At 72.1% G+C, this 26,065-nt stretch carries 25 protein-coding genes; 16 read left to right on the top strand and 9 right to left on the bottom strand.

The window, feature by feature from the left end; translation table 11 throughout:
• Nucleotides 1-969 carry a deoxyribose-phosphate aldolase gene (gene deoC / locus NV263_RS26970; protein ID WP_263249493.1) on the bottom strand — a complete coding sequence of 323 codons (969 nt, stop codon included), beginning with the start codon at nucleotides 967-969 and terminating at the stop codon, nucleotides 1-3.
• A 155-nt stretch (nucleotides 970-1,124) separates the two neighbouring features.
• On the opposite strand from deoC, the gene NV263_RS26965 reads away from it, so the two are divergent.
• Nucleotides 1,125-2,606, top strand: coding sequence for an alpha/beta hydrolase (locus NV263_RS26965; RefSeq protein ID WP_263249492.1), 1,482 nt, complete (start codon nucleotides 1,125-1,127; stop codon nucleotides 2,604-2,606).
• A 245-nt stretch (nucleotides 2,607-2,851) separates the two neighbouring features.
• Complete coding sequence (locus NV263_RS26960; protein WP_263249490.1) at nucleotides 2,852-3,985, top strand: glutathione-independent formaldehyde dehydrogenase; 1,134 nt, start codon at nucleotides 2,852-2,854, stop codon at nucleotides 3,983-3,985.
• A gap of 48 nt (nucleotides 3,986-4,033) precedes the next feature.
• On the opposite strand, the gene NV263_RS26955 is transcribed toward NV263_RS26960, so the two are convergent.
• Nucleotides 4,034-5,596 carry an FAD-dependent monooxygenase gene (locus NV263_RS26955; protein WP_263249489.1) on the bottom strand — a complete coding sequence of 521 codons (1,563 nt, stop codon included), beginning with the start codon at nucleotides 5,594-5,596 and terminating at the stop codon, nucleotides 4,034-4,036.
• A gap of 99 nt (nucleotides 5,597-5,695) precedes the next feature.
• Here NV263_RS26955 and NV263_RS26950 point away from each other — a divergent pair, with 99 nt between their 5' ends.
• On the top strand, nucleotides 5,696-6,397 hold the full coding sequence (locus NV263_RS26950) for a TetR/AcrR family transcriptional regulator (RefSeq protein WP_263249488.1): 702 nt from the start codon (nucleotides 5,696-5,698) through the stop codon (nucleotides 6,395-6,397).
• 58 nt (nucleotides 6,398-6,455) lie between these two features.
• A complete protein-coding gene (gene upp, locus NV263_RS26945) occupies nucleotides 6,456-7,079 on the top strand; it encodes a uracil phosphoribosyltransferase (RefSeq protein ID WP_263249487.1) in 624 nt (207 codons plus the stop codon).
• A gap of 334 nt (nucleotides 7,080-7,413) precedes the next feature.
• On the opposite strand, the gene NV263_RS26940 is transcribed toward upp, so the two are convergent.
• Nucleotides 7,414-7,917 (bottom strand): TetR-like C-terminal domain-containing protein, encoded by a 504-nt coding sequence (locus NV263_RS26940; RefSeq protein ID WP_317630372.1) that lies wholly within the window; start codon nucleotides 7,915-7,917, stop codon nucleotides 7,414-7,416.
• Nucleotides 7,918-8,059: 142 nt separating this feature from the next.
• Between NV263_RS26940 and NV263_RS26935 the strand changes: the two genes are divergently transcribed.
• The gene (locus NV263_RS26935; protein WP_263249486.1) at nucleotides 8,060-8,266 is read left to right on the top strand and encodes a ribbon-helix-helix domain-containing protein; all 207 of its coding nucleotides are present in this window, start codon (nucleotides 8,060-8,062) and stop codon (nucleotides 8,264-8,266) included.
• 14 nt (nucleotides 8,267-8,280) lie between these two features.
• Nucleotides 8,281-8,661 carry a type II toxin-antitoxin system death-on-curing family toxin gene (locus tag NV263_RS26930; protein ID WP_263249485.1) on the top strand — a complete coding sequence of 127 codons (381 nt, stop codon included), beginning with the start codon at nucleotides 8,281-8,283 and terminating at the stop codon, nucleotides 8,659-8,661.
• Nucleotides 8,662-8,764: 103 nt separating this feature from the next.
• Here the strand turns inward: NV263_RS26930 and NV263_RS26925 are convergent, their stop codons facing one another.
• From NV263_RS26925 to NV263_RS26905, 5 genes are all read right to left on the bottom strand, one after another.
• Nucleotides 8,765-9,100 carry a hypothetical protein gene (locus NV263_RS26925; RefSeq protein WP_263249484.1) on the bottom strand — a complete coding sequence of 112 codons (336 nt, stop codon included), beginning with the start codon at nucleotides 9,098-9,100 and terminating at the stop codon, nucleotides 8,765-8,767.
• 582 nt (nucleotides 9,101-9,682) lie between these two features.
• Entirely contained in the window at nucleotides 9,683-10,135 is a 453-nt protein-coding gene (locus NV263_RS26920) for a flavodoxin family protein (protein ID WP_263249483.1), read from the bottom strand.
• Between the two features lie 170 nt (nucleotides 10,136-10,305).
• Nucleotides 10,306-11,961, bottom strand: a complete 1,656-nt coding sequence (locus NV263_RS26915; protein WP_263249481.1) for a phospho-sugar mutase — start codon at nucleotides 11,959-11,961, stop codon at nucleotides 10,306-10,308.
• Nucleotides 11,958-12,755 carry a purine-nucleoside phosphorylase gene (locus tag NV263_RS26910; RefSeq protein WP_263249479.1) on the bottom strand — a complete coding sequence of 266 codons (798 nt, stop codon included), beginning with the start codon at nucleotides 12,753-12,755 and terminating at the stop codon, nucleotides 11,958-11,960. The genes NV263_RS26915 and NV263_RS26910 overlap by 4 nt, the downstream gene beginning before the upstream one ends.
• A 43-nt stretch (nucleotides 12,756-12,798) precedes the next feature.
• The gene (locus NV263_RS26905; RefSeq protein WP_263249477.1) at nucleotides 12,799-14,475 is read right to left on the bottom strand and encodes a serine/threonine-protein kinase; all 1,677 of its coding nucleotides are present in this window, start codon (nucleotides 14,473-14,475) and stop codon (nucleotides 12,799-12,801) included.
• A gap of 437 nt (nucleotides 14,476-14,912) precedes the next feature.
• Here NV263_RS26905 and mbhE point away from each other — a divergent pair, with 437 nt between their 5' ends.
• The 10 genes from mbhE to NV263_RS26855 all read left to right on the top strand — a co-directional run bounded on the left by mbhE (nucleotide 14,913) and on the right by NV263_RS26855 (nucleotide 24,327).
• On the top strand, nucleotides 14,913-17,264 hold the full coding sequence (gene mbhE, locus NV263_RS26900; protein ID WP_263249475.1) for a hydrogen gas-evolving membrane-bound hydrogenase subunit E: 2,352 nt from the start codon (nucleotides 14,913-14,915) through the stop codon (nucleotides 17,262-17,264).
• Nucleotides 17,261-17,797: an MnhB domain-containing protein gene (locus NV263_RS26895; protein WP_263249473.1), complete on the top strand. Its 537-nt coding sequence runs from the start codon at nucleotides 17,261-17,263 to the stop codon at nucleotides 17,795-17,797. Before mbhE ends, NV263_RS26895 begins: the two co-directional genes overlap by 4 nt.
• A complete protein-coding gene (locus NV263_RS26890; protein ID WP_263249471.1) occupies nucleotides 17,794-18,213 on the top strand; it encodes a Na(+)/H(+) antiporter subunit C in 420 nt (139 codons plus the stop codon). The genes NV263_RS26895 and NV263_RS26890 overlap by 4 nt, the downstream gene beginning before the upstream one ends.
• Complete coding sequence (locus tag NV263_RS26885) at nucleotides 18,210-19,739, top strand: Na+/H+ antiporter subunit D (RefSeq protein ID WP_263249470.1); 1,530 nt, start codon at nucleotides 18,210-18,212, stop codon at nucleotides 19,737-19,739. The genes NV263_RS26890 and NV263_RS26885 overlap by 4 nt, the downstream gene beginning before the upstream one ends.
• Nucleotides 19,736-20,269, top strand: coding sequence for a Na+/H+ antiporter subunit E (locus tag NV263_RS26880; RefSeq protein WP_263249468.1), 534 nt, complete (start codon nucleotides 19,736-19,738; stop codon nucleotides 20,267-20,269). The genes NV263_RS26885 and NV263_RS26880 overlap by 4 nt, the downstream gene beginning before the upstream one ends.
• The gene (locus NV263_RS26875) at nucleotides 20,266-20,532 is read left to right on the top strand and encodes a monovalent cation/H+ antiporter complex subunit F (protein WP_263249467.1); all 267 of its coding nucleotides are present in this window, start codon (nucleotides 20,266-20,268) and stop codon (nucleotides 20,530-20,532) included. Before NV263_RS26880 ends, NV263_RS26875 begins: the two co-directional genes overlap by 4 nt.
• Nucleotides 20,529-20,876 (top strand): monovalent cation/H(+) antiporter subunit G, encoded by a 348-nt coding sequence (mnhG, locus tag NV263_RS26870; protein ID WP_263249466.1) that lies wholly within the window; start codon nucleotides 20,529-20,531, stop codon nucleotides 20,874-20,876. Before NV263_RS26875 ends, mnhG begins: the two co-directional genes overlap by 4 nt.
• Nucleotides 20,877-21,000: 124 nt before the next feature.
• Nucleotides 21,001-21,261, top strand: a complete 261-nt coding sequence (locus tag NV263_RS26865; RefSeq protein ID WP_263249465.1) for a hypothetical protein — start codon at nucleotides 21,001-21,003, stop codon at nucleotides 21,259-21,261.
• Between the two features lie 1,093 nt (nucleotides 21,262-22,354).
• Nucleotides 22,355-23,587 (top strand): amidohydrolase, encoded by a 1,233-nt coding sequence (locus NV263_RS26860; protein ID WP_263254395.1) that lies wholly within the window; start codon nucleotides 22,355-22,357, stop codon nucleotides 23,585-23,587.
• 68 nt (nucleotides 23,588-23,655) lie between these two features.
• Nucleotides 23,656-24,327 (top strand): hypothetical protein, encoded by a 672-nt coding sequence (locus NV263_RS26855; protein WP_263249464.1) that lies wholly within the window; start codon nucleotides 23,656-23,658, stop codon nucleotides 24,325-24,327.
• A 248-nt stretch (nucleotides 24,328-24,575) separates the two neighbouring features.
• Here NV263_RS26855 and NV263_RS26850 read toward each other — a convergent pair whose 3' ends face one another.
• Complete coding sequence (locus tag NV263_RS26850; RefSeq protein ID WP_263249463.1) at nucleotides 24,576-26,051, bottom strand: FGGY-family carbohydrate kinase; 1,476 nt, start codon at nucleotides 26,049-26,051, stop codon at nucleotides 24,576-24,578.
• Nucleotides 26,052-26,065: the final 14 nt, after the last annotated feature.

Here is a 26,065-nt window from a genome sequence, read left to right as displayed (position 1 = left end):
TCAGTCCACCGCCACGTAGTCGGGGCCGCTGTAGTGCCCGTCGAGCTGGGTGCGCCGCTGCATCAGCAGGTCGTTGAGCAGGCTGGACGCGCCGAACCGGAACAGCGCCGGGCGCAGCCACTCCGGCCCGGCCACTTCGTGCACCGCGACCAGGTAGCGCACCGCGTCCTTGGTGGTGCGGATGCCGCCCGCGGGCTTGACACCGCGCAGCTCACCGGTGGTGGCCCGCCAGTCCCGGACCGCCTGGAGCATCAGGTGCGTCACGGGCAGCGTCGCGGCGGGCGAGACCTTCCCCGTGGAGGTCTTGATGAAGTCGCCCCCGGCCAGCAGCGCCAGCCACGACGCGCGGCGCACGTTGTCGTAGGTGGCCAGTTCGCCGGTCTCCAGGATGACCTTGAGGTGCGCCTGGCCGCACGCCTGCTTGACCGCCCTGATCTGGTCGAAGACCTCGCCGTAGCGACCGGCCAGGAACGCGCCCCGGTCGATGACCATGTCGACCTCGTGCGCCCCGGCGGACACGGCGACCTCGACGTCGGCGAGCTTGACCCGCAGCGACGACCGCCCGGACGGGAAGGCGGTCGCCACGGACGCGACGTGCACGTCCGTGCCGTCCAGCGCCGCCACGGCGGGCGCGACGAGGTCGGGGTAGACGCACACGGCGGCGACCGGGGGAGTGCCCGGCCGATCCGGATCCGGGCGGCGGGCCTTGGCGCACAGCGCCCGCACCTTGCCCTCGGTGTCGGCTCCTTCGAGGGTGGTCAGGTCGACCATCGAGATCGCGGTGTCGATCGCCCACCGCTTCGCGGCCTTCTTGATGCTGCGGGTCGCCAGGGCGGCGGCCCGCTGTTCGAGGCCCACCTGGTCCACGCCGGGCAGACCGTGCAGGAACCGGCGCAGCGCCCGGTCGTCACGGGTCGCGTCGGCCAGCTCGGCGGGGAGCCGTGGCGCGGCGCTCGTCGGGTTGACCATGTGCGGAGTCTAAGCGCCGATCGGGCGCACGCACTGCGGCGCGGGAGTGATCACCAAGCGTGGCGAAAACCCGCCAGTCGCCCCCGAATGACCCTTTCGGGTGATCACCGGCTCCTAGCCTCCTGCCCGGATCACTGATCGCACGAGGAGAGCCTGTGCTCACACGTTCGTCGTGGTGCGCGGCCGCGGTCGCGCTCACCCTCCCCTCCTTCGCCTGCGCCGCTGCGGCGACACCCGGAACGCTGTCCTGGCAGCCCTGCGGCCAGGGCGAATGCAGCAGCGTCGAGGTGCCCGTGGACTGGAGCCACCCGGACGGGGCGAAGATGGACATCGCCATCGGCCGCCTCCCCGCCACCGACCCGCAGCACCGCATCGGCGTGCTGTTCGTGCCACCCGGCGGCCCGGGCGCCTCGGGCATCGACACCTACGTCCTGGGCGGCGACAAGATCGCGCGGCTGCGCCGGAACTTCGACATCGTCAGCTGGGACCAGCGCGGGGTGAAGCGCAGCGGCGAGGTCCGGTGCAGCGAGGATCTGCTCGACCGGGCGCCGAAGGACTTCCCCGCGACCGAGCAGCAGTACCGGGACCTGCTGGACTACAACGCCAGGCTCGGCGCGGACTGCCGCGCGCACACCGGTCCGGTCTTCGACTTCGTCGACACCACCAGCGCGGTCCGCGACCTGGACGCCATCCGCGGCGCGCTGGGGGAGGACGAGCTCAGCTTCTACGGCGCGTCCTACGGGACCCAGGTGGAGCAGCAGTACGCGGAGCTGTTCCCGCACCGGGTCCGCGCGATGGTCGCGGACTCGAACATGGACCACGGCATGACCTCCGGCGGCCGGTACATCGAGACCACCTCGGCGGACCTGGAGGGCTCGTTCAGCGAGTTCGCGGACTGGTGCGAGCGCACCGCGAACTGCCCGTTGCACGGCCGGGACGTCCGCGCCGTCTGGGACGACCTGCACGCGCGGGCCGAGGCGGGCCGGCTCACCGATCCGGCCACCGGCCGACCGCTGACCGCGGAGGCGCTGCGCTCCGAGGCGCTGGAGGCCATGTACCGCCCGGAGGAGCGCTGGTACCCGTTCGCCGAGCGGCTCAAGGCCCTGCAGGCCGGGACCCCGGCGGCCTCGGCGCAGGCGGCACCCGCCCTGGCGCAGAACTCCTACCAGGCGATCTGGTGCGAGGACTGGAACTGGCAGGTCCGCGACTTCGCCGAGCTGCGCTCCTGGCGCGACCGGGCGGCCGAGGTCGCCCCGCACACCCGGCTCTCGCCGTTCTTCAGCGACGTCACGTCCTGCCTCGGCTGGCCCGCCGAGGTCCGCAACCCGCAGCACCGGCTGTCGATCAGCGGCACCCCGCCGATCCTCGTCGTCACGGGCAAGTACGACGTGGCCACCCCGAACGCGTGGAACCGCGCCGTCGCCGAGCAGATCCCGCACTCCGTCCTGCTGGAGCACGACGGCATCGGCCACGGCCAGTACTACCGCAACGACTGCGTCACCGGGCGGGTCGAGGACTACCTGACCACGCTGCGCACACCCCCGCCGAACACGCACTGCCCGGCGGCCTGGCCCGCCGAACCCCCGCCCGCCGCGAAGTCGGCGCCACCCCCGCGACGCTCGGCCCACACCGCGTGAGACCGGGCCGCCGCGCGCCGTCGGGGGCCACCCGGCGGCGCACGGTGCCGCACGCTGGTCCACAAAGGACTGGCGCGGTGCGCTTCCGGGCGGTGCGGTCCGGCTGAGCCGCTGCTGGGGGGCGAGGACTACCTAACTCCCCTCACGAGGGACACCTTTCGGTGTCTTGGGGTGGTCCGAGCGGGGTAGTCGGGTAACGACATGGAGATGCGTTCCGCGCCGCATACCACCGGAGGTGGTCCCTCATGAAGGCAGTCGTGTACCGAGAGCCCTACTCGGTGGCGATCGACGAGGTGGACCGGCCGACGATCCAGCACCCCAACGACGTCGTCGTGCGGGTCACCTCGACCGCGATCTGCGGTTCCGATCTGCACATGTACGAGGGCCGGACGGCGGCCGAGCCGGGCATCGTGTTCGGGCACGAGAACCTCGGGATCGTCGAGGAGCTCGGGTCCGGCGTCACCAGCCTGAACCGGGGTGACCGGGTGGTGATGCCGTTCAACGTCGCCTGCGGCTTCTGCAAGAACTGCCTGGCGGGCAACACCGGGTTCTGCCTCACCGTGAACCCGGGGTTCGCCGGCGGTGCCTACGGCTACGTGGCGATGGGCCCGTACTCGGGCGGCCAGGCCGAGTACCTGCGGGTGCCGTTCGCCGACTTCAACTGCCTCAAGCTGCCCAACGACGGCAGCCACGAGGCCGACTTCGTGCTGCTCGCCGACATCTTCCCCACGGGCTACCACGGCTGCGAGCTGGCCCAGGTGTCGCCGGGCGAGTCGGTCGTGGTCTACGGCGCCGGGCCGGTCGGCCTGATGGCCGCGTACTCCGCCATGCTGCGCGGGGCGGCGCGGGTGTTCTGCGTCGATCGGATCCCGGAGCGGCTGGCCAAGGCGGAGCAGATCGGTGCCATCCCGATCGACTTCAGCAAGGGCGACCCGGTCGAGATGATCAAGGACCAGACCGACGGCGAGGGCACCGACAAGGGCGTCGACGCGGTCGGCTACCAGGCGCAGGTCGGCGACGCCTCCAAGGAGGAGCCCGCGATCGTGCTCAACTCGGTCATCCAGACCGTCCGCCCGACCGGCCGGATCGGCGTGCCGGGCCTGTACGTGCCGTCCGACCCCGGCGGGGTCGACGAGCACGCCAAGCAGGGCATGCTCCGCGTGGCCATCGGGAAGATGTTCGAGAAGGGCCAGGTGATGGGCACCGGCCAGTGCAACGTCAAGCGGTACAACCGGCAGCTGCGCGACATGATCATCGCCGGGCGGGCCAAGCCCAGCTTCGTCGTGTCGCACGAGTTGTCCCTGTCCGACGCCCCGGACGCCTACCGCAAGTTCGACCAGCGCGTGGAGGGGTACACCAAGGTCGTCCTGCACCCGTGACGACCCGCGGGCAACGGCCCGTCCGCCCGGGACGGGCCGTTCGCCGCGTCAGCGGCACAGCACCGTCCGCAGCGCCGCCGCCAAGTCCCGCCCGTCGCCCGCTCCGGGGCTGCGCCAGGCGATGAAGCGGTCCGGGCGCACCAGGACCGCTCCGTCGGTGGTGACGCCGTACTTGGCGGCCCAGTCGCCGGTCATCTCACCGCCGAGCAGGTGCGCCCGCAGCCGGACGCCGAGGTCCGCGGCCACCTGCTCGGCCGCCTTCGCCCACGCCTCGGACTCGGTCAGCAGCACGAACTCCCGGCCGAACAGGTCGATCGTGGACAGCTCACCGTCCGACGTGGTCAGCCGGACGTGCGGGGCGCGCGAGCCGGGACGGCCCGTCGGCTCGGTCGGGTCCTCCAAGAGCTCGCCGTCCTCGCCGGGCTCCGGGACGACCGCGCCGTTGTGCCGGTAGCCGAACAGCAGCATGCCCGGGTCCTCGATCGGCGGGGTGTCGTCCGGCCGCTTCAGGTGCGGCATGCTGCGCTCGATGGCGTTCTTGTACTGGTTCTCCGCGATGAGTTCGCCCACCGGTCGCCGCTCGGTGTCGTGGCTGTCCAGCAGTCCCGGCCCGGCTTCGCCCCGGAGCACCGCGGCGAGCTTCCACGCCAGGTAGAAGCCGTCCATCACGGCGGTGTTGCCGCCCAGCCCGCCCTGTGGAGGCATGGTGTGCGCCGCGTCGCCGACCAGGTGCGCCCGGCCGCTGGAGAACCGGTCCGCGACGTGCATGCCGATCTCCGTGGTGTCGGCGTCGAGGATCTCCACCTCCAGGTCGGGTAGGCCGGTGATCAGCCGGATCTGCTCGACGGCGCGATCCGCGGGGAAGTCGGCCAGGGCTTGCGTCTCGGGGTCGTAGCCGACCCCGGCCACGAACTGGTCCCGGTGGTCGGTGCTGACCAGGACGCCGGTGCCGCCGGAGAGCTCCGGGTTCTGCAGGTTGTAGAGGACCTGGCGGTCGCCCACGAGGTGCGTCAGGTCGGCGCGGATCAACCAGAGGATCGAGTGCCCCAGGGCGCCGCGGCCGTGGGTGCCGATGCCCAGCCGCTCGCGGACCGGGCTGCGGTGACCGTCGGCGGCCACGAGGTAGTCGGCGAGCACCGTGCGGGTTCCGCTCGCGTCGGAGAGGGTCGCGCGCACCCCGGATTCGCTCTGCTCGAACGATTCCAGGGTGGTGGAGAAGCGGATCTCGGCGCCCAGTTCGCGGGCGCGCGCGGCGAGCGCGCGTTCCGCGCTGGCCTGGCTGGCGTCCGCCGAGCGGGCGGGCGTGATGTCGTCGAGTTGGAGGAAGGTGTCGTGCAGGATCTCGCGGAGCACCGGGCCGCTCGCGCTTTCCGCGATGCGCAACCGGAATCCAGTGGTGCGCGGTGAGGCCTCGACCATCGCTTCGGCCAGGCCGACGTAGCCCAGCGCCTCCATCACGTGGTGCTGCTGACCGCGCGCTTTCGGCTGCGTGGACGTGCTCGGGTGGCGTTCGACGACCAGCGACGGCGTGCCGTGCAGGCCCAGGAAGACGGCGGTCGACAGGCCGGCCAGCCCGGCGCCGACGATCAGGACGGGAGTGCGTTCGGACATCTCGTGCCCCTCTGCTGCGGCGGGTTACGAACACCGTTCTACGGACGAACGCTGTTCGCGTCAAGTACGGTGTTCGCAGCAACGATCGATGGGAGAGAGATGTCGGTGCCCGTCCCGCCCTGGCGGCAGCGCGCAGCGCGCGAGCCGTCGGCGAAGCAGCCGTTGAGCCTGGACCTGATCCTGCGCACCGCGCTGGAGCTGCTCGACGCCGAGGGGCTCGACGCGGTGAGCATGCGCAAGGTCGCCCAGCGCCTCGGCACCGGAGCGGCGTCGCTGTACGCCTACGTGCGCAACAAGGACGAGCTGCACGAGCTGGTGCTGGACCTGGTGCTCGGCGAGATCGAGCTCCCCGAACCCGACCCGGCGCGCTGGCAGGAGCAGGTCAAGGACCTCCTGCGCCAGTCGGTCGAGGTGATGACCCGGCACCCCGGCATCGCCGTGGTCCCCCTGCGCGCCCCCGCGCCGACCGGCCCGAACGCGGTCGCGGTCACCGAGGCGCTGCTCGCGCTGCTGCGCGCGGGCGGACTGCCCGAGCGCGTCGTCGCTTTCGCCGCCGACTTCCTCGCCCTCTGCGGCACGGCGGTCGCGATGGAGCGCTCGGCCGACTTCGGGCTCACCGAAGCCGAGCGCACCACGCGCATGGCGCAGGTCGAGCAGTACTACTCCCAGCTGCCGCGCGACCGCTTCCCGGTCCTCACCGCGATGCTGCCCGTGCTGATGTCCGGCGACGCCGACGAGCGCTTCGAGTTCGGGCTGGATCTCGTGGTGCGCGGCCTGGCCACCCACGCCTGCGACGCATGACACGTTGCGGCCCCGCGTCGCACGTGGGGGCCGTGACCCGCGGTTACTGTTGTTGCCCATGGATGTCCGGGTCGTGGAACACCCACTCGCCAAGTCAAGACTGTCCACAATGCGCGATGCGCGGACCAACAGCGCCGCGTTCCGGGCCGCGTTGCAGGAGCTCACGCTCATGCTGATCTACGAGGCCACCCGGGACGCCGAGGTGGCGGTGGAGCCGATCCACACCCCCGTGGCGCGCACCGACGGCTACCGGCTGGCGAACCCGCCGCTGCTGGTGCCGGTGCTGCGGGCCGGGCTCGGCATGGCCGACCAGGCGCACCGGATGATCCCGGAGGCGCAGATGGGTTTCGTGGGCCTGGCGCGCGACGAGGAGACGCTGCAGCCCACGCCGTACCTGGAGTCGCTGCCCGCCGACCTCGCCGGGCGGCCGGTGTACGTGCTCGACCCGATGCTGGCCACCGGCGGCTCGATGGTGCACACGATCAGCCTGCTGACCGGTCGCGGGGCCAGCGACGTGACGGCGATCTGCACGCTCGCCGCTCCGGAGGGCCTGCGCAGGCTGGAGGACTCCGGGCTGCCGGTGCGCGTGATCACCGCCAGCGTCGACGAGCGCCTCAACGAGTCCGGCTTCATCGTTCCCGGTCTCGGTGACGCGGGGGATCGCGAGTACGGCTCGGTCTGAGTGCTTGTCGTGAACCTGCTCCCGGGAGGGACGTGCAAGCGGCGTCGGCCGCTTTCCCCGTCGGTGAGCCGTCTCGCCGCTCGCACCGCCACCGGCAGCGCTCCCCGCAAAGAGTTCGGAGACAGGCTCTGACCCGACCGTCGCATCCGGTGCGGCCGTTGGGCCGCTCGATCCGGGCCGGAACCCGGCGCAAGATGGTCTATACCACTTCGAGCCCGCGGGACGGCGACGCCCCGACGGCGAGCCCGCACTCGCCGGTCGCCGGGAGGAATCGTGGGCACGTGCCGGTGCCCACGACCGCGCTGGCCCCGAGTCAGGCCCCCGTCGCTCGGGGTCAGCGCCTCCAGCCCGCCATGCTGTGCTCCAGCGCCCGGCTGTAGCGGGCGGCGCGGCGTTCGCCCGCCCCCGGCGTCGACCCGTTGAGCTCCAACGACACCAGACCGTGCACGAGTCCCCAGGCGGCGAACACGATCTCCTCGGGATCGACCTCGACCAGCAGGCCCGCCTCGATGGCCCGGCAGACGGCCTCCCGCAGCGGCCGCATGCACTGCTTGGACAGCTCCAGCGCGGCCTCGTCGGGAGCGAAGTCGGGGACCGCGCGGCCGAACATGATCGAGTAGAAGTGCGGGTTCGCCAGCGCGCTGTCCCGGTAGGCGTGGCCGAGCGCTTCCAGGTCGGCCAGCGGGTCCTCGGTGCGCGGCACCTGTTCCAACCGGTCGCCGAGCCGCTGGAACCCCTCCACGTACAGCTCGCGGACCAGGGCGGGTTTGCCGCCGAACAGCGAGTACACGGCGGTGGTCGAGGTGCCCGCGTCGGCGGCGAGGCGGCGCAGGCTCAACGCCTCGGGGCCGTGCGCCGAGAGCAGCTCGCCGCGCGGTCGAGCAGCCGGACGCGCAGGGCCTCGTCGTGCACTCGTGGTCGGGCCATTCACCGAACGTATCGCCTGGGCGGAGTGGTACCACCGCGATACCATCCCGCACATGGCTATGACGCTGCGCCTGAGCGAGGAAGACAACCGGCGGCTCGCCGAGCTGGCCGAGGCCGAGGGGCGTTCCAAGCAGGAGGTGGTGCGCAGCGCGCTGGCCGAGCGTTGGGCCCGTCGCCGGCGGGAACAGCAGATCGGCGAGGTCGTGGACCGGGTCGTGCCGCGCTACCGGGGCTTGCTGGACAGGCTCGGACCGGCATGATCGACCATTGAGCGGTGATCGTTTACCTCGACAGCTCCGACCTGCTCCTGCTCGCCACCGCGATCACCGACGGTGATCTGCTGGTCCGCGACAGCGGACTGCTGGACGCGGCGGCGTACCGGCCCCGCGCGGAGGTCCTCGGGGTTCCCGCCTACGAGACGCTGTGGCTCAAGGCGGCGGCGCTGCTCGACTCGATCGTGCGCACCCGGCCGCTGCACGAGGGCAACTGGCGCCTCGGCTGGGTCGCGGCGGTCGCGATGTGCGACATGAACGGCTGGTGGGTGGAGGCCGACGACGAGGCCGCGCTCATCCTCGTCCGCGAGGTCGGCCGCGACCGGCGGGAGCTGCCGGAGATCGCGGACCGCCTGGAGCAGTGGGCCGAACCGAAATCCTGAGTCCTCAGTGGACTCACGCCGGGATCGCCGCTCCCGGCCGGCGGCACCACGAGGCCGGGTCCGCGATGCGCGAACCCGGCCCGGCGTGGGTGGACTTCTCGGGTCAGCCTGCGGTGCCGCTCTGCAGCTTGCGCAGGGCGATCGGCGCTCCGGCCAGGTCCTCTTCGTTGCACAGCAACTTCAGGTCGTAGTAAGGGGCGCCTTCGCGATCGTCGTAGTCGAGGTGCACGGCGATGACGTCGAGCGGCTCACCCAACCAGTTCTGGGCTTCGCGGAGCCACTGGGCGGACCGCTCCAGGGCGGTCGGCAGGTCGTCGTCGCGGAACTCGACCGGGCGATACGGAACGCCCTGGACCTGGTCATTCGGATTCGGTGGTTTCGGGAGATCCACGGAGAGGCCGGAGTCGTCGAGTTCGAGTCGGATCGTTTCCTCACTCACTGTCGCAGGGTAACCCCTCGGCCCGGCCCGATGCTGCCTCAGGGGCCGCGGTGACCTCGTTCACCGAGCGGATGGCACCGCTGGCGCCGACAGTGGCGGGAGCGCCCTGAACATCGCACGTTGATGAGGGAAGGCGGGCTTTGTCCAGGGCGCCCACTCGTCACCGAGGACTGCGTCCCGGCGACTCGATCAGGTTACCTCCGCCCGCAATACCAAGATCAACTGGGGAGGGTTTCCCGATCCCCTGGAACGTTTCAGAGGTGATCGCTCCACGCAAGAACCCGTTCGGGTGGGCGTGGAGGTCGCACCGCGCCCAGGCCGCGCGGAACGATCACCGGAGCCCGGGGCGAGCACCGGACCGGTGCCCCGCCGAGAGCGCGTGACCGCCCGGCTGAAGGCCGGGCCCGAGCGGCGAGCGGGGGTTCCCGCGGGCGGCGCGAAACCCGTTGCCGCGCCTGCCGTGGTGGCGACCGGGCAGCGGATTCCGCCCACCGCACAAGGACGTTGCGGCCAGGGGAAAGCCCGGTGAACAGCGCCACCGGGCTGGACCGACAAGGAGTCGCACTGATTCCGGTGGAACCGCTACGGCATCAGGCTCGCCGCCACCGTGGCGCCGAGTTCCCAGCAGGATTCGAGGTCTTCCTTGGACGGTTCCCCGGTCACCGAGACGGTGTGCGTGACCTTCTCCCACCCGAGGCCGGTGGTGATCGACTCGATTCCGCGAACGGCTCCGGTCGTGTCGTTGTTCCCGTGCACGTAGAGGCCGTACGGGCGACCACGGGTGGAATCCAGGCAGGGGTAGTAAGCGAGGTCGAAGAAGACCTTGAGAGCACCGCTCATCATGCCCAGGTTGGCCGGCGTGCCGAGGACGTAGCCATCGGCCGCGAGCGCGTCGGACGGGGTGGCTTCCAAGGCGGCGCGGCGGACGACCTCGACGTCTTCGATCTCGTCGGTCGTCGCGCCGGCGATGACCGCTTCGAACATGGCTTGCAGGTTCGGCGACGGCGTGTGGTGGACGATCAGCAACCGGGGCACGTTGCGAGCGTGCAGGCCGTGGTGCGTCCGGGGCAAGGGGCGAGGCGGGCTCAGAGCCTGTCTTCGAACTCGTTGTGCGTGGCGGTGCGGGCTGCGAGACCGCTCACCGAAAGAGAAAGCGGCTCACGCCGCTTACCACGACCGCCGCAACCAAGATCAAAGACAGCCGCTCAGGCTTCTCCCACGAGTTCGGACACCGCGTCGCGCAGCGCCGACAGGCGGTCCGCCGCCCGGCCCTTGGTCGCGGCCAGCCCGGCGTCGCCGACCGGCTCGACCACCTGGAGGTAGCACTTCAGCTTCGGTTCGGTGCCCGACGGGCGGATCACCACCCGCAGGCCGCCCGCGCCCCGGACGACCAGGGCGTCCGTGGTCGGCAGCAGGTCGTCGACCGCGACCTCGCTGCCGGCGAGCCGGGTCGGCGGGTGCGCGCGCAGGCGGCGCATCGTCCGGTCGATGACGTCGAGGTCCGTGACGCGGACCGAGACCTGGCCGGTCTGGTGGACGCCGTAGGCGGTGGACAGCTCGTCCACCAGGTCCGGGAGGGCGCGTCCCCGCGACTTCGCGGTGGCGGCGAGGTCCGCGGCCAGGACGGCCGTGGCGATGCCGTCCTTGTCGCGCACCCGGTCCGGGTCGACGCAGTGCCCGAGGGCTTCCTCGTAGGCGTACACCAGGCCGGTCCCGGCGCCGTCCCCGGCGCGGACCAGCCACTTGAACCCGGTCGGCGTCTCGTCGTAGCGGACGCCGTGGTCGGCGGCCAGCGAGCGCAGCATCGTCGAGGAGACGACCGTGGTGGCGACCAGCGGATCGGGCACCGCTTCTCTGTCCAAAGTGGACAAAATGTGCCGGGCGAGCAGGACGCCCGTCTCGTCGCCGCTGAGCATCCGCCACCGCCCGCCGTCGCGAGCGCCCAGCGCGCAGCGGTCGGCGTCCGGGTCCAGCGCCACGGCCAGGTCGGCGTCGACCGCCTCGGCCAGCTCCAGGAGCGCGTCCGTGGCTCCCGGCTCCTCGGGGTTGGGGAACCCCACCGTCGGGAAGTCCGGATCCGGTCGGGCCTGGGACGCCACCAGGTGGACGTCGGTGAACCCGGCCCGCCGCAGCGCCTCCACCAGCGGCTCGGCGCCCACGCCGTGCAGCGCCGTGGCGGCGATCCGCAGCGTGCGGGACCGGCCGCGCGGCAACGACGCCACGCGGTCCAGGTATTCGTCCACAGCGGACTCCAGGACCGTCCAGTCCGCGGCGCGGGGGACCTCGTTCGCGCCGGGAGCCCGGGCGATCGCCTCCTCGATCTCGGAATCGGTCGGCGACACCAGGTGGATTCCGCCGCGCAGGTACAGCTTGTACCCGTTGTCCCGCGGCGGGTTGTGCGAGGCGGTGATCTGGATGCCCGCCACCGCGTCCAGCGCGCGCGTGGCGTGCGCGAGCACCGGGGTCGGGAGCGCAGCGGGCAGCAGCCGGACGTCGAACCCGGCGGCCGCCAGCACTCCGGCGGTGTCGTGGGCGAAGTCCTCGGAACCGTGCCGGGCGTCGCGGCCGACGACCACCGTCCCGCCGCCGAAACCGCGCTCCCGCAGCCAGGTCGCGACCCCGGCGGTCGTGCGGATCACCACCGCCCGGTTCATGCCGTTCGCCCCCGCCCGCACCGGGGCCCGCAGCCCCGCGGTGCCGAAGCGCGGCATCCCGGACATCCGGTCGGCCAGCTCGTCCGCCGAGGTGTCCACCAGCTCCCGCAGCTCCGCGCGGGCGCGCGGGTCGACGTCCGCGTCGATCCAGCGCAGCGCCGCCTCGACGTGGCTCGTCCCGCCGACCGGCGCGGAATCGTCGCTCATGCCGCCTCCGCGAGGGACCGCAGCAGCTTGCCCATCCGGCTCGCCGACGCGCGACCGGCCTCCAGGACCTCCTCGTGGCTCAGCGGTTCGCCGGTCAGCCCGGCCGCCAGGTTCGTCACCAGCGACACGCCGAGGACCTCCGCGCCCGCGGCCCGCGCCGCGATCGCCTCCAGCACCGTGGACATGCCCACCAGATCGGCGCCGAGGGTGCGCAGCATGCGGATCTCCGCGGGCGTCTCGAAGTGCGGGCCGGGCAGACCCGCGTACACGCCCTCCGCCAGCGACGGGTCGACGCCGCGCGCCAGTTCGCGCAGTCGCGGCGAGTACAGGTCGGTGAGGTCCACGAAGTCCGCGCCCACCAGCGGCGACCGCGCGGTCAGGTTGAGGTGGTCGCTGATCAGCACCGGCTGGCCGACGGCCATGCCCTCGCGCAGTCCGCCCGCCGCGTTGGTGAGCACCACCGCGCCGCACCCCGCCGCGACGGCCGTCCGCACCCCGTGGGCCACCGGGTCGATGCCCTTGCCCTCGTAGAGGTGGGTGCGGCCGAGCAGCACCAGGACGCGCTTGGCGCCGACCTCGACCGACCAGATCCGCCCGCTGTGCCCGATCGCGCCCGGCGGCACGAACCCGGGCAGTTCGGCCATGTGCACCTCGGTGACCGGCGCGCCGATCTCCTCGGCGGCGGGCTGCCAACCGGAACCCAGCACCACGGCCAGGTCGTGCCGGTCAACCCCGGTGGTTTCGGCGATCCTCGTCGCGGCGGCCGTCGCGTCTGCTGTCGTCGTAGGCGTCACGGCCGCGCAGCTTAGTCCGTGCCGACGGACGATGTCGGCGATCTCAGGACGCGGGTGCGAACCCCGGGAACACGGTGTTCAGCAGTTTCGCGCTCCGCGCCGCGTCCTGGGTCGGAACCGTCACCCGGACCACCCACAGGTCGTTGTCGTGGCGCACCAGCCGGGCGGTCGTCGTCCGGCTCAGCGACGCCCCGGAACCGACCAGCGCCGACTCCACGGTCGAGTAGGACACCTGCTGGTCCTGCCCCTGCTGCGACTGGCCCCGCAGCGTGAAGGCGCCCTTGGACCCGGCGGCCAGCTTCGGCAGCGCGCGCACGTAGTCCGCCACCGAGTAGCCGTCCCCGAAGTAGCCGCCGAAGCGTTCCACCGCGAGCTCGCGGTGCCCGTCCGGCGACACGAAGGACACCGTCTTGCTGTTGGTCAGGTCCGATCGCTCGCTGTGGTAGACCGTCCACCCCGCCGGGACCGGGATGGAGAACCGGCCGGAACCCGAGTCGCCGGTGTGGTTGGCCGCGTCCGTGCGCGTGTCCAGTCGCGTCGTCGGTGCCGCCGAGGCCGTTCCGGTCCGCTCCGGGGGCAGCGGCGACCGGCCCGCGGCCACCCGGGTCGCCGCGAAGCCGCCCGCGAGCGCGGCGGAGAACACCAGCAGCGCGCCGAGCGCCAGCGCCACCACGGCCAGCGGGGACCGGCGACGGCGCTGCGGCGGGGCGGGCGGGGGGTCGCGCAGTTCGAACGGGGGCGCACCGGGATCGGCGGCCAGCGGGGCGGCCGCCGGCTCCGGCTGGTCCTGGCGGGTCGGGTTCTGCGGTTCCGGCCGCCGCACCCGCAGCGTCGGCGCCTCGGGGTCGAGCAGCATCGAGAACGGTCGGCTACCCGGTTCCGGCAGCATGTGCTGGATGCGGCGGCGCACCTCGGTCAGCGACATCCGCTGCGCCGGGTCCTTGACCATCAGCCCCGCGATGACGTCGGCGATCGGTCCGGTCCGCCGGCACACCGGGACGGGGCCGTGGACCACTTCGGTCACCGTCGCGACCGGGTCGTCGCCGACGTCGTAGGGCGGTCGGCCCTCGGAGGCGGCGAACAGCGTCGCGCCCAGCCCCCACAGATCCGCCTTGGCCGTGACCGGTTCGCCCGCGGCGATCTCCGGCGCGATGAACGACGGCGTGCCGAGCAGGATGCCGGTGCTGGTGATGGTGTGCTCGGCGCGGTTGCGGGAGATCCCGAAGTCGCTGAGCTTGATCCGCCCGTCGTCGGCGATGAGCACGTTGCCGGGTTTGACGTCGCGGTGCACGATCCCGGCCTGGTGCGCGGCGTCCAGCGCGGCGGCGACCCCGTCGGCGACGACCGCGAGCTGCCGGTCGTCCAGCGCCCCGTGCTCGGCCAGGATCGCCGCGAGGGCCTGCGAGGGCACCAGTTCCATGACGACGAACGGCTCGCCCTCCTCGCGCGCCACGTCGTAGAGCGTGACGACGTTGGGGTGGCTGAGCACCGCGATGGCGCGGGCTTCGCGCAGGGCGCGTTCGCGGATCTCCGCGGCTTCCTCGTCCGGCATGCCGGGGGGCAGCCGCACCTCCTTGACCGCGACCGGCCGGCGGAGCAGTTCGTCCATCCCGGCCCACACGGTGCCCATGGCGCCGCTGCCGAGCTTGTTCTCCAGGCGGTACCGGTCGGCGATCAACCGTCCGGCGCCGGCGACGGTGTCATTGCTCTCCGTGGACACCCGAACATTGTCCACCGTTGATCGGCCCTGCGGTGCGGAACCGGTGAGGCCGACGCTGAGCTGCCGAAACGACGTTACCGAAAAGTGAAGTTTCCCACTGGTGCAGGTGGTGCGGTCCGGCTGTCCGGGACGGGAGGTCGCTGTCGTCGCAACGGAAAACGCTCGCCGGAGCCCGTGGTCGTCGCCTGTGCGCGATTGGGCATGAGAAGTGGCTTTCGGATAAGTTGGCATCAATCGGACCTCGCTGAACGTCCTGGCCCGAGCCTTCCTCAACCGACATCCGCTCGCGGTGCGCCCACGGTGGTGGTGGCGAACAATCCCCGGTGGTCGGGTGTCGGCAGGTCTGGTGACTGCCCCCGGGTGTGATCTCCCCCCTGCCGGTGCAGTCGACAGGTGTTCGGCAGGACACCGCCGACCGACCAGTCGAGGAGGTGCCCTTGCTCGCTTTCGTCATCGCGCACCTGCTGGTCGCCCTGGGCCTGCCGGCCATCACCCGTCGCAGCACCCGCGCCGCGTTCCTGATCGCCGCGGTGCCGCCCGCCGCAGCGCTCGGCTGGGTGTTGTCCCAGGCGCCAGCGGTGCTCGACGGCCAGGTGAGCACCGAAACCGTCGCGTGGGCGCCGCTGATCGGCCTGGAGTTCAGCTTCCGCCTCGACGCGCTCGCGCTGCTGATGACGATCCTCGTCGCGGGCATCGGCGCCCTCGTGCTGCTCTACTCCGACTACTACTTCGCCGCGGGCAGCGGTGCAGCGCGGCGCAGCGCACCGCTGCTGCTGGCGTTCGCCGGGGCGATGCTCGGCCTCGTCCTGGCCGACGACCTGATCACCCTCTACGTCTTCTGGGAACTGACCACGATCTGCTCGTTCCTGCTGGTCGGTCAGGCCGGGGTCAGCCGCGGATCGCGGCGCTCGGCGTTGCAGGCGCTGATGATCACCACGCTCGGCGGGCTGGTGATGCTGCTCGGTTTCGTCGTCCTCGGCGAGTCCGCGGGCACCTACCGGATCTCGGAGCTGATGGCCAACCCGCCCGGCGGCGCCCCGGTCGCGGTGGCCGCGGTGCTGATCCTCGTCGGCGCGTTCACCAAGTCCGCGCAGATCCCGTTCCACAACTGGCTTCCGGCCGCGATGGTCGCGCCCACGCCGATCTCGGCGTACCTGCACGCCGCGTCGATGGTCAAGGCCGGGGTGTTCCTGGTGGCCCGGTTGGCGCCGGTGTTCCTCGGCGTCGCCGTGTGGTGGGTGCCCGCCGTCGTCTTCGGACTGGTCACGATGCTCCTCGGTGGTTGGCGCGCACTGCACGAGTACGACCTGAAGAAGCTGCTCGCCTACGGGACCGTCAGCCAGCTCGGCTTCCTGATGGTGCTGCTCGGCACCGGGACCTACACCGCCGCGGTGGCCGGGGCGGCGATGCTGCTCGCGCACGGCCTGTTCAAGGCGACGCTGTTCCTGGTCGTCGGGATCGTCGACCACGAGGCGGGCACCCGCGACCTGCGCGAGCTGTCCGGTCTGGGCAGGCGGATGCCGTGGTTGGCCGGGATCGCCTTGCTGGGCGTGGCGTCGATGGCGGGGCTGCCGCCGATGCTCGGGTTCCTCGGCAAGGAGGCCGCGTTCAGCGCCTTCCTCGAAGGCGACCGCACCGACCTGCTGATCGACGTCGTGCTGGTCGGCGGGTCGATGCTGACCGTCGCCTACAGCCTGCGCGTGCTGTGGGGCGTGTTCGCGACGAAACCCGGTGTCGCACCGACGGAAGCGAGCCGGCCCGCGTTGCTCGGGTTCGCCGCCGCGGCGCTGCCCTCGCTCGCCGGCGTGGTGCTGGGCATCGGCTACCCGGTCGCCGACGAGCTCGCGACCGCCTACGCGGCGGTCTTCGGCACGCACGACTACCACCTGGACCTCTGGCACGGCTGGACGGTCCCGCTGCTGCTGTCGGCCTTCGCAGTGGCCGGCGGTGTGGTGCTGCACCTGGCCAGGACGCACGTCACCGGATTCCGGGAGGAACTGCCCCACCCGCTCGACGCGCAACGCGGCTACGAGCGGATCATGGCCCTGCTGGAACGCGTCGCGGTCGGCGTCACCGGTCGGCTCCAGGTCGGTTCGCTGCCCACCTACCTCGGCATCATCCTGCTGACGGTGCTGGCGGTCCCCGGCACGGCGCTGGCGCTGCGGGCGAGCGCGCCGGAGAACCTGCGGGCCTACGACGAGCTGCTCCAGCTCCCGCTGGCGGTGGCCGTCGTGGTCGCCGCGATCGCGGTGGCGCGGTCCCGGCGGCGGCTGACCGCGGTGCTCATGGTCGGCGTCGTCGGCTACGGCATCGGTGGACTGTTCATCGTGGACGGTGGGCCGGACCTGGCGCTGGCGCAGTTCCTCGTCGAGACGCTGACCCTGGTGGCGTTCGTGCTCGTGCTGCGCCGCCTGCCGGTCCGGTTCGCCCAGGGCGACGGCGCCCGGGCGCTGCGTTGGCCGAAGATGGTCATCGCCGCTGCCGCCGGGATGTTCATCGCCGCCGCGGCGGTGGTCTTCAGCTCCGCCCGGCAGGCCCCGCCGCAGGCCACCGCCCGGTACGTCGTCGATGCGCCGCAGGGCACCGGGGCCACCAACATCGTCAACGCGATCATCGTCGACTTCCGCGCCTTCGACACCGTCGGCGAGATCTCGGTGCTCGCGGTCGCCGCCACCGGCGTGGCCAGCCTGGTCCTCGCCGCCCGGCACGAACGCCGAAAACGCAGCAGCCGCCGGGCCGAGACCCGAACGACCGTCCTCAGTGGAACGCAGGAGGAGGTGCGGGAATGACCACCAGCAAAACGCCCTGGACGAACTGGGACGCGCCGACCGAGCGGTGGATGCTGTCCGGCTTCTGCCGCGACGGCCGGGAACGCACCGTCCTGCTGGAACTCACGGCGCGGATCGTGTTCCCGACCGTCCTGGTGCTGTCGATCTACCTGCTGTTCGCCGGGCACGACCGCGCGGGCGGCGGCTTCAGCGGCGGTCTGGTCGCCGGGCAGGCGTTCGTGCTGCGCTACCTCGCCGGCGGGCGAATGGACGACAGCGCGATCGTGTCGATGCGCCCGCCGGTGCTGATCGGGATCGGCCTGACCGTCGCCACGCTCACCGCGTTCCTCCCGCTGCTGTTCGGCGGGCAGCTGCTGGAAAGCGCCATCTACAAGTTCGACGTGCCGCTGCTGGGGCAGCTGAAATTCGTCACCAGCGTCGTGCTCGACACCGGCGTCTACGTGCTGATCGTCGGCGTGGTCCTCGACCTGCTGCGCACCCTCGGCTCCGGGATCGAAGCCGACGCGGCCGCGGCGGAGAGGGGCCAGCCGTGACGGTGAACCTGACGATGGCCGTGGTGCTGGCGGTGCTGTATTCCGTCGGCTTCTACCTGCTCATGCAGCGGTCGTTGATGCGCGTGCTGATCGGCATCGTCGTCCTCGGGCACGCCTCGAACCTGCTGCTGCAACTGGCCGGTGGGCCGCCCGGACGCGCGCCGATGCTCGGCTCCGCGTCGCCGGAGCAGATGGCCGACCCGCTGCCGCAGGCCATGGCGCTGACCGCGATCGTGATCACCTTCGCGCTCACCACCTTCCTGCTCGCCCTGGCCTACCGGTCGTGGTCGCTGCTGGGCCACGACGAGGTCCGCGACGACGTCGAGGACCGGCGGATCCAGCGGCTGGAACGGCAGCTCGCCGAGTCCGAGGAGGACGCCGCCGAGGAGCAGCTGGAGAAGGAGGCCACGGAGTGAACGTCCTGGTGGCCCTGCCCGTGCTGCTCCCGCTGGCCGCCGCGGGGCTGTCGCTGGCGCTCGGCCGCTTCGCCGACGTGCAGCGGTTGATCGGCGTCGTCGTGCTCGGCGCGATCATCGCCGACGCGGTCGTGCTGCTGCGCGTCGCCGACCGCGACGGCCCGCTGGTGCTGCAGATGGGCGGCTGGCCGGCGCCCGCCGGGATCACCCTGGTCGCCGACCGGTTGTCCGCGCTGCTGCTGGTGGTCTCGTCGGTGGTGACGTTCGCGGTGCTGATCTACTCGATCGGGCAGCGCATCACCGACTACGGCCGGGAGCGCTCCAGCACCACGTTCCACCCGATGTACCTGATGCTGTGCGCGGGCGTCTCGCTGGCCTACCTCACCGGCGACCTGTTCAACCTGTTCGTCGCCTTCGAGATCATGCTCTCGTCGTCGTACGTGCTGATCACGCGGCGCACCACGACGCGCCGGGTCCGCGCGGGCATGACCTACACGATCGTCAGCCTCGCGTCGTCGCTGCTGTTCATCACCGTGATCGCGCTGGTGTACGCGTCCACCGGCACGGTCAACCTCGCCGACCTCGGCCAGAAGGTCGGGCTGCTCCCGGACGGCCTGCGGGTGGCGCTGAGCCTGCTCGTGGTGATCGTGTTCGGGATCAAGGCCGCGATGGTGCCGCTGCACTTCTGGCTGCCGGACAGCTATCCGACGGCACCCGCGCCCGTCACCGCGGTGTTCGCCGGACTGCTCACCAAGGTCGGCGTCTACGCGCTGATCCGCACCCAGACGCTGGTGTTCACCCACCAGCAGAGCTGGACGCTGATGCTGGTGATCGCCCTGGTCACGATGCTGGTCGGCGCACTGGGCGCGCTGGCCCAGAACGACCTGAACCGGCTGCTGTCGTTCCTGCTGGTCAGCCACATCGGCTACATGCTGTTCGGGCTCGGCGTCTACGACATCGCCGGGCTGACCGGCGTGATCCTCTACGTCGTCCACCACATCACCGTGCAGGCCACGTTGTTCCTGGTCAGCGGGTTGATCACGCGGCACACCGGCACGGTGGCGCTGACCCGGATGGGCGGACTGGTCAAGGCGGCGCCGCTGATCGCGGTGCTGTTCGCGCTGCCCGCGCTCAGCCTCGCGGGCGTGCCGCCGTTCTCCGGTTTCGTCGCCAAGCTCGCCCTGTTGCAGGCCGGTGTCGGCGTCGGCACCTGGGCGGCCTACGCGGTGACCGGCGGTGCCGTGCTCACCAGCCTGCTGACCCTCTACGCGATGGCCCGGGTGTGGACCCGCGCCTTCTGGGGCCAGGTCAGGGCGCCCGAGGCCGATCCCGACCCCAGCGACGAACTCGTCGTCGGCACCGCCACGTCGAACCGGCCGATGGTGGCGGCGACCGGCGTGCTGGTCGCGGCGAGCGTGGTGATCGCGCTGGTGGCCGGTCCGCTGGCGAACATCAGCGGCCGGGCGGCCGCCGACCTGATGCACGGCGAGGCGTACCGCACCGCGGTGCTGGGAGGTGCGCGATGACCGGACGGTTCGCCCGGCGCCTGCCGCTGGTGGCCTGGCTGACGGTGGTGTGGCTGCTGCTGTGGGGCACCTTCGACCTCGGCACGCTGGTGTTCGGCGTGGTGGTGGCGGCGCTGGTGGCCGCGGTCTTCCCGATGCCGCCGATCACGACCGGCATGCGGCTGCGCCCGCTGCGGCTGCTGGAGCTGATCGGCTACCTCGCCTGGGACCTGGTGGTCTCCACGTTGCGGGTGTCCTGGCAGGCGCTGCGCCACGGTCCCGGGACACCGGCGGGCATCGTCGCGGTGACGCTGCTGACCGACTCCGACCACCTGACCGCGATGGTGGCGAACGGGGTGTCGCTGGCGCCCGGCAAGTTCGTGATGCAGATCGACCGCGTCAACCGCATCTGCTACGTCTACGCGCTCGGCATGCGGGAGTCCGACGCCGAGTCGGTGCGCCGGGACGTGCTGGCGCTGGAGAAGCGGGTGGTGCGGGCGGTCGGGTCGCCCCGGGCGGTGGCCCTGGTCGATCGGGGGAGTGCGGCATGACCTGGGTTTTCGCGGTGACGTTCGGGCTGCTGTCGGTGGCCGGGCTGCTCGTGCTGGTCCGCTTGCTGCGCGGCCGGACCACCCTGGACCGCATCGTGGCGGTCGACGTGTTCGTCACGCTGATCGTGGCGGCGACGTGCGTCGGCATGGGCTGGCAGAAGGACGGGTCGAACATCGCGCTGCTGGCCGGGTTCTCGCTGCTGGCGTTCATCGGGTCGATCGGCGCGGCCCGCCTGGTGGAGAAGAAGGAGCCGTACCGATGAGCTGGCTGGACGTGTTCTCGGCGGTGTGCCTGATCGGCGGTGCCCTGTCCTGCCTGCTGGGCGTGGTGGGTCTGCTGCGCTTCCCGGACGTGGCGGCGCGTCTGCAGGCGGCCACCAAACCGCAGACGCTCGGCCTGGTGCTGATCCTCATCGGCACCGCGGTCCAGTTCGACTTCGGCTACGCGTCCGGGCTGGTCCTGGTCGGCCTGTTCCAGATGCTGACCGCCCCGGTGCTGGCGCAGCTCGTCGGCCGCGCGGCCTACCGGACGGACGGCATCCGCCGCGACACCCTGGTCGTCGACGAACTCGGCGACCGCATCGAGCGCGAAGGGCGGGTCCGCTGACCCCGGGACTGCGACGATCCGGGGTAACTCGAACACGGCTGGTCACTTCGAACCGCGAATATGATCAAATGAACCTGTACGGGTGAATGCGTGATCGACGCGGCGCGAAGGGGTGTGGACCGCCATGGGACGGACCGGCCGTGTGCTCTCCGGCCTCCTGATCGGCATGTTCCTGGTGTTCGCGCCGCCTGCCGCGGCGTCCGCGCCGGCTCCCGCGACCACGGTGGTCGCGCAGCCGCCCGCCCAGGATCCCGGCTCCGAGCAGCAGCTGACGCCGCGGCAGCGGGTCGCGATCGGTGTCACCGGGATCGTGCTGATCGCCGCGGTTCTGGGGTCCCGGCGAGCGCGCAAGAAGCCGGTCTTCTTCGTCAAGTGGAAGAAGTAGCCGCAGCGGGCATGCCGAACGGTCGGTTTATTGCGAATTCTTGATAGGCGAATTTTCGCGATGGACTAGACCTGGCGCCGAACCTGTGGGATTTTCACAACTAAGCGCGTGCTTGGGCGGCCCCGGCTGGGGCGCGTGCACGCACAGACGTGGGCCGGCACCGGGAAGCCCCCCGACCGGTGCCGGCCCACACCCTTCCACGTCGATCCCGATTTTCTTCACCGGACGTTTCGGCGCGCGCAACATTCTTCTGCCGGGCCGAAACCGCGACACCCGTTCGTCGCAGTCCAACGACCGGTGGTCGCTCTGCGTGGCGATCGCGCAGGCACCGGCCGCTCTCGTGGTGCAGGATGGGGAGCACATGAGTACCGCTCCGTTCCAGCACCGTGCCGACAGCCGCATCGCGGCAGTGCGCGCCCGCGGTCGCGCACCGGCGCTGCGCCACGAGCCGGAGCAGGTGGTCATCCGACCCGGACCGGCGGTCCCGGAGCGTCACGTCCGACACCCAGCAGCGCCACGGATGGTGCACGCTATCGTTACTGCGGGTGGCGCGGAGCCGAACAGCGTTCCCGCGTTCACCGCGGCGCGTGCCACGCAGCACTCCAGCGGCGCGACCGGACACACCGGCGCCCACGGGTGCACGTCGGAGGTGCACCGCCGCGCGATCGAGGTCGAGCGCGAACCGCTCGACCGGAAGTCGCCATCGACGACGGCAGGCCCGGGCGGCGAGCAGCCGTTATCCCGCGGCCGTCGATGTCGGGCCCTGCGGAACGGGGGCTCGCGCGGCCGGTGCGGTCCGGCCGGGAGCGGTTAGCCGGAGCGGTTCCTTTCACATCCGGCGGCGCGGTGTCGACCCGCCGCGCCGGGCCGTGCAGGCGCGCTCGCCCAGGCGTCGCCTGAGGACAGGTGGGCATGAGCAACGTGCCTTCTCGCTCGTGCCGCGGCGGTAGCGGGTGCGGATTCCCCGCAGGACAGGAGGGTTGGCGTGACGGTAGTGGATTCTCGGGAGCCGGAAGGGCAGTTCCGGGGTTCGGTGCAGGGGACTCTCGTGGCCCCGGGCGTGGACAGGCCGAGCGAGGACATCGGTTCCACCATGTCCAGCGTGGGGTCCAGTGTGGAATCCGCGGTGGAAGACCTCGGTGCGGGGCGGGGACCCTCCTGGCTGGACGCCTGGATCGGTGTCAACGCCGGCCGCGTGGTCGCCTGGCGCAGGCACATCCACGCCCACCCCGAGCTCTCCCGCGCCGAGCACGAGACCACCCGGTTCCTCGCCGAGCGGCTGACCAGCGTCGGGCTGCAGCCGCGGGTCCTGCCGGTCGGTACCGGTCTGGTGTGCGACATCGGGCCGGACCCGAAACCGGGGCAACGCACCGTCGCGCTGCGCGCGGACATCGACGCGCTGCCCCTGACCGAGGCGACCGGCCTGCCGTATTCCTCCACTGTGGACGGAGTCGCGCACGCCTGCGGCCACGACGCGCACACCACGATCGCGCTCGGCGCGGCGCTCGCGCTGGCCGGAGCGCCCGACCTGCCGGGCCGGGTGCGGATGATCTTCCAGCCGGCGGAGGAGGTGATGCCCGGCGGCGCGCTGGACGTGCTGTCCGCGGGCGCGCTCGACGGCGTGGACCGGATCTTCGGGCTGCACTGCGACCCCCGGCTGCCGGTGGGGCGGATCGGCACCCGGGTCGGTGCCATCACCTCCGCCAGCGACCTGCTGGAACTCCGCCTGACCTCGCCCGGCGGCCACACCTCCCGCCCCCACCTGACGGCGGACCTGGTGCACGCGCTGGGCGCGGTGATCACCGGCTTGCCGACGTTGCTGTCCCGGCGCGTCGACCCGCGCACCGGAACCGTGCTCACCTGGGGGTCGGTGCACGCGGGGGAGGCGCCCAACGCGATCCCGCAGGACGGCGCGTTGACCGGGACGCTGCGGACCGGTGACCGGGACACCTGGGCGAAGCTGGAACCGCTGGTCCACGAGCTGGTGCACAGCCTGCTGTCGCCGCTGGGCGTCGGGTTCGACCTCAAGCACCACCGCGGTGTGCCGCCGGTGGTCAACGATGCCGAGAGCACCGAGGTGCTGCGCTCCGGCATCGCCGCCGGGGTCGGGGAGCAGGCGCTCAGCAGCACTCCGCAATCGTCCGGGGGTGAGGACTTCGGCTGGTACCTCGAACACGTGCCCGGTTCCTTCGCGCGGCTCGGCGTGCACCCGGGCAGCGGCCGGATCAAGGACCTGCACCAGCCGACGTTCTCGCTGGACGAGCGGGCGCTGCTGGTCGGGATCCGGGCGATGGTGAACACCGCGCTCAGCGCGTTGCAGCACTGAACCACCTGATCGAGGTGTATCCGGGAGCGGGCTGGATCTGAGCGCGGGGTTCGCTGCTCTTCAAGGGCGTGACCACGAACATCGCTCTTCCCGAAACGGACCGACCGGCGGCCGGTAGCCGCGTGCCGCCGGACCGGTCGCCCACCTCGCACGCGGCGCTGACCCGCGTCGACGCCGAACGGCTGCTCGGACGCACCGAACTGGACGCGGCGCTGGACGACGGCACCTGGACCGAGCTGTGGTCCGGGGTGGTGGTGCCCGCTCAGTTCGCCGAGGACCGGCGCACCCGCGCGGCCGCCGCCCTGCTGCGCGCCGGTCCCCACGCGGTGCTGTCCGGAGTGACCGCTGTCGCGATGCACGGCTGCACGGCCGCTCGCGACGACGCCGTCCACGTGACCATCCCGTACGACCGGGAACGCCGGTCCACCGCGGACCTGGTGTTCCACCAGGCGTGGATCCGCGAGTCCGACGTGGTCGAACTCGACGGTCTGCGGGTCCACGCGCTGGACTTCGCCACCGCCGAACTGCTCTGCACCGGGCCGCAGCGGATGGCGTTGGCCTGCCTGGAGCAGACGCTCGACGAGCTCGCGGGCAACGCGGAGCACTTCCGGTGGCTGGTCGCGGAACGGCTGGCGCGGCGGCGGGACCGGCGCGGCACCCGTCGCGCGGCAGCCCTGCTCGAACTCGCCTGGTCACCGTCGTCGGCCGAGGAGGCCGAGCCGGTGGGAGGTGCGCGGTGACGACGCCCCACTCAGAGCCTGTCTTCGAACTCGTTGTGCGTGGCGGTGCCGGGAGCGGAACCTCAGCGGCCGTCTCGACTGCGGAAGCCCCTCCTGATGTATGCCCAATACACGGCGTCGGGGCTGTCCTCGCGAGACGACCGCTGAGAACCCGCGGCGGTGCGGGTTGCAAGATCACTCACCGAAAGAGAGAAGGGCGGCTAGCTCTCCTTGCCGTCGTCCTTACGGACCGGTTCAAAGAAGGGCACTCAGTGCGCGGGGCGGAACCAGTGCGCGGCCTGGGCCGACGTCCTCGCTTCGACGAACCGGGCGTACGCGTCCTCGTAGGTCGCCCGGTTCGCCTCGGTCGGCCGGACGGGCTCGGAGGTGCCGACCAGGTCGGCGGCGACTTCGGCGATGCCGCGCCCTTCGAGGACGGCGTGCGCGGTGACCGCCGCGCCGCGCGCTCCGGCCTGGGCGTCGGTGGTGCGCACCACCGGCAGTCCGGTGACGTCCGCGATCACCCGGCGCCACAGCGGGTTCGCCGCGCCGCCGCCGGTGAGCCGCAGTTCGGTGGGATCCGCCGCGCTGGCGCGCAGGCAGTCGCGGATGACCATGGCCAGCCCTTCCAGGCAGGCGCGCGCGATCTCGGCCGGCCCGTGTTCGAGGCTCAGCCCGTGCAGGCTGCCGCGCGCGGTCGGGTCGTAGAACGGCGCCCGCTCACCGCCCGGGGACAGGTAGGGCAGCATCAGCAGGCCCTTGCTGCCGGGGTCGGCGTGTTCGGCGAGTTCGGTGAGGTTCTCCGGATTGGGCAGCCCGAGCATCCGGCACGCCCACTCGACGACCTCGGTGCCCGCGAGCGTCGCGCTGGCCAGCATCCACCGCCCGCGAGCGGGGGTGCGCAGCGACATCCCGACCGGCGCGCGTTCCAGCCGCGGGTCGTCGCTGATCACCTCGGTGCAGATGGTCGTGCCGAGGATGGTGCACGCCTGCCCGGGGTCGGTGACACCGGCGCCGATCGCGGTGGACACCACGTCGTACGCGGCGAGCACCACCGGCGTCCCGGGTTCGAGCCCCAGCAGCCGCGCGGCGCACTCCCGCAGCGGTGCCACGCGTCCCGCACCGTCGACGACCTCCGGGAGCAGCCTGCGCGCCCAGCCCAGCCCGAGGTCGTCGAGGACCTGTTCGGAGTACTCGCCGGTGCGCGCGTCGAGGAAGGGATTGGACGCCTCCGAGACGTCCCACGCGGTGCGGCCGGTCAGGCACCGGTAGAGCCAGCCGCCGCAGGACAGCACCGCCGAGGCGGCTTCGACTCGGGCGGGGGCGTGCTCGGCCAGCCAGGTCAGCTGGGCGTGCGGGAGGCCGGCGAAGCCCACCGATCCGTTGATCCGGAACAGCTCGTCGAGCAGGCCGGACTCGGCCCAGCGCGCCGCGATCGGGGCGGACCGGGCGTCGTTCCACAGCATGGCGGGTCCGGTCGGCCGCCCGTCGGAGTCCACCAACCAGCAGCCGTCGCCCTGCGCCGTGACGGACAAGGCTCCGACGTCGGAGCCGACTTCGGCGACGAGCTCGTTGATCGTGCCCGCCACGGCCTGCCAGACCTCGTCCATGTCCTGCTCGGCCCATCCGGGGCGCGGGTGCTCGACCTTGGTGGGGCGGCGCACCACGGCCAGTTCGGTGCCGTCCGAGGCGTAGGCGACGCTCTTCACCACGGACGTCCCGGCGTCGATGCCGATCGTGATCACGACCGATCCTTCCT

This window comes from Saccharopolyspora rosea (genome assembly GCF_025643595.1).
GTDB classification, from domain to species: Bacteria; Actinomycetota; Actinomycetes; order Mycobacteriales; family Pseudonocardiaceae; genus Saccharopolyspora; species Saccharopolyspora rosea.
Note: the sequence above shows the minus strand (reverse complement) of the source record. Positions and strands in the feature narration are given on the sequence as shown.

What these genes read in the sequence shown, in the direction of transcription:
- NV263_RS26875 (WP_263249467.1), top strand. Translation starts at nt 20,266, where the DNA reads ATGACCTGGGTTTTCGCGGTGACGTTCGGGCTGCTGTCGGTGGCCGGG.
- NV263_RS26935 (WP_263249486.1), top strand. Translation starts at nt 8,060, where the DNA reads ATGGCTATGACGCTGCGCCTGAGCGAGGAAGACAACCGGCGGCTCGCC.
- mnhG (WP_263249466.1), top strand. Translation starts at nt 20,529, where the DNA reads ATGAGCTGGCTGGACGTGTTCTCGGCGGTGTGCCTGATCGGCGGTGCC.
- NV263_RS26860 (WP_263254395.1), top strand. Translation starts at nt 22,355, where the DNA reads ATGTCCAGCGTGGGGTCCAGTGTGGAATCCGCGGTGGAAGACCTCGGT.
- NV263_RS26915 (WP_263249481.1), bottom strand. Translation starts at nt 11,961, where the DNA reads ATGAGCGACGATTCCGCGCCGGTCGGCGGGACGAGCCACGTCGAGGCG.
- NV263_RS26950 (WP_263249488.1), top strand. Translation starts at nt 5,696, where the DNA reads ATGTCGGTGCCCGTCCCGCCCTGGCGGCAGCGCGCAGCGCGCGAGCCG.
- NV263_RS26955 (WP_263249489.1), bottom strand. Translation starts at nt 5,596, where the DNA reads ATGTCCGAACGCACTCCCGTCCTGATCGTCGGCGCCGGGCTGGCCGGC.
- NV263_RS26865 (WP_263249465.1), top strand. Translation starts at nt 21,001, where the DNA reads ATGGGACGGACCGGCCGTGTGCTCTCCGGCCTCCTGATCGGCATGTTC.
- NV263_RS26880 (WP_263249468.1), top strand. Translation starts at nt 19,736, where the DNA reads ATGACCGGACGGTTCGCCCGGCGCCTGCCGCTGGTGGCCTGGCTGACG.
- upp (WP_263249487.1), top strand. Translation starts at nt 6,456, where the DNA reads ATGGATGTCCGGGTCGTGGAACACCCACTCGCCAAGTCAAGACTGTCC.
- NV263_RS26895 (WP_263249473.1), top strand. Translation starts at nt 17,261, where the DNA reads ATGACCACCAGCAAAACGCCCTGGACGAACTGGGACGCGCCGACCGAG.
- deoC (WP_263249493.1), bottom strand. Translation starts at nt 969, where the DNA reads ATGGTCAACCCGACGAGCGCCGCGCCACGGCTCCCCGCCGAGCTGGCC.
- NV263_RS26960 (WP_263249490.1), top strand. Translation starts at nt 2,852, where the DNA reads ATGAAGGCAGTCGTGTACCGAGAGCCCTACTCGGTGGCGATCGACGAG.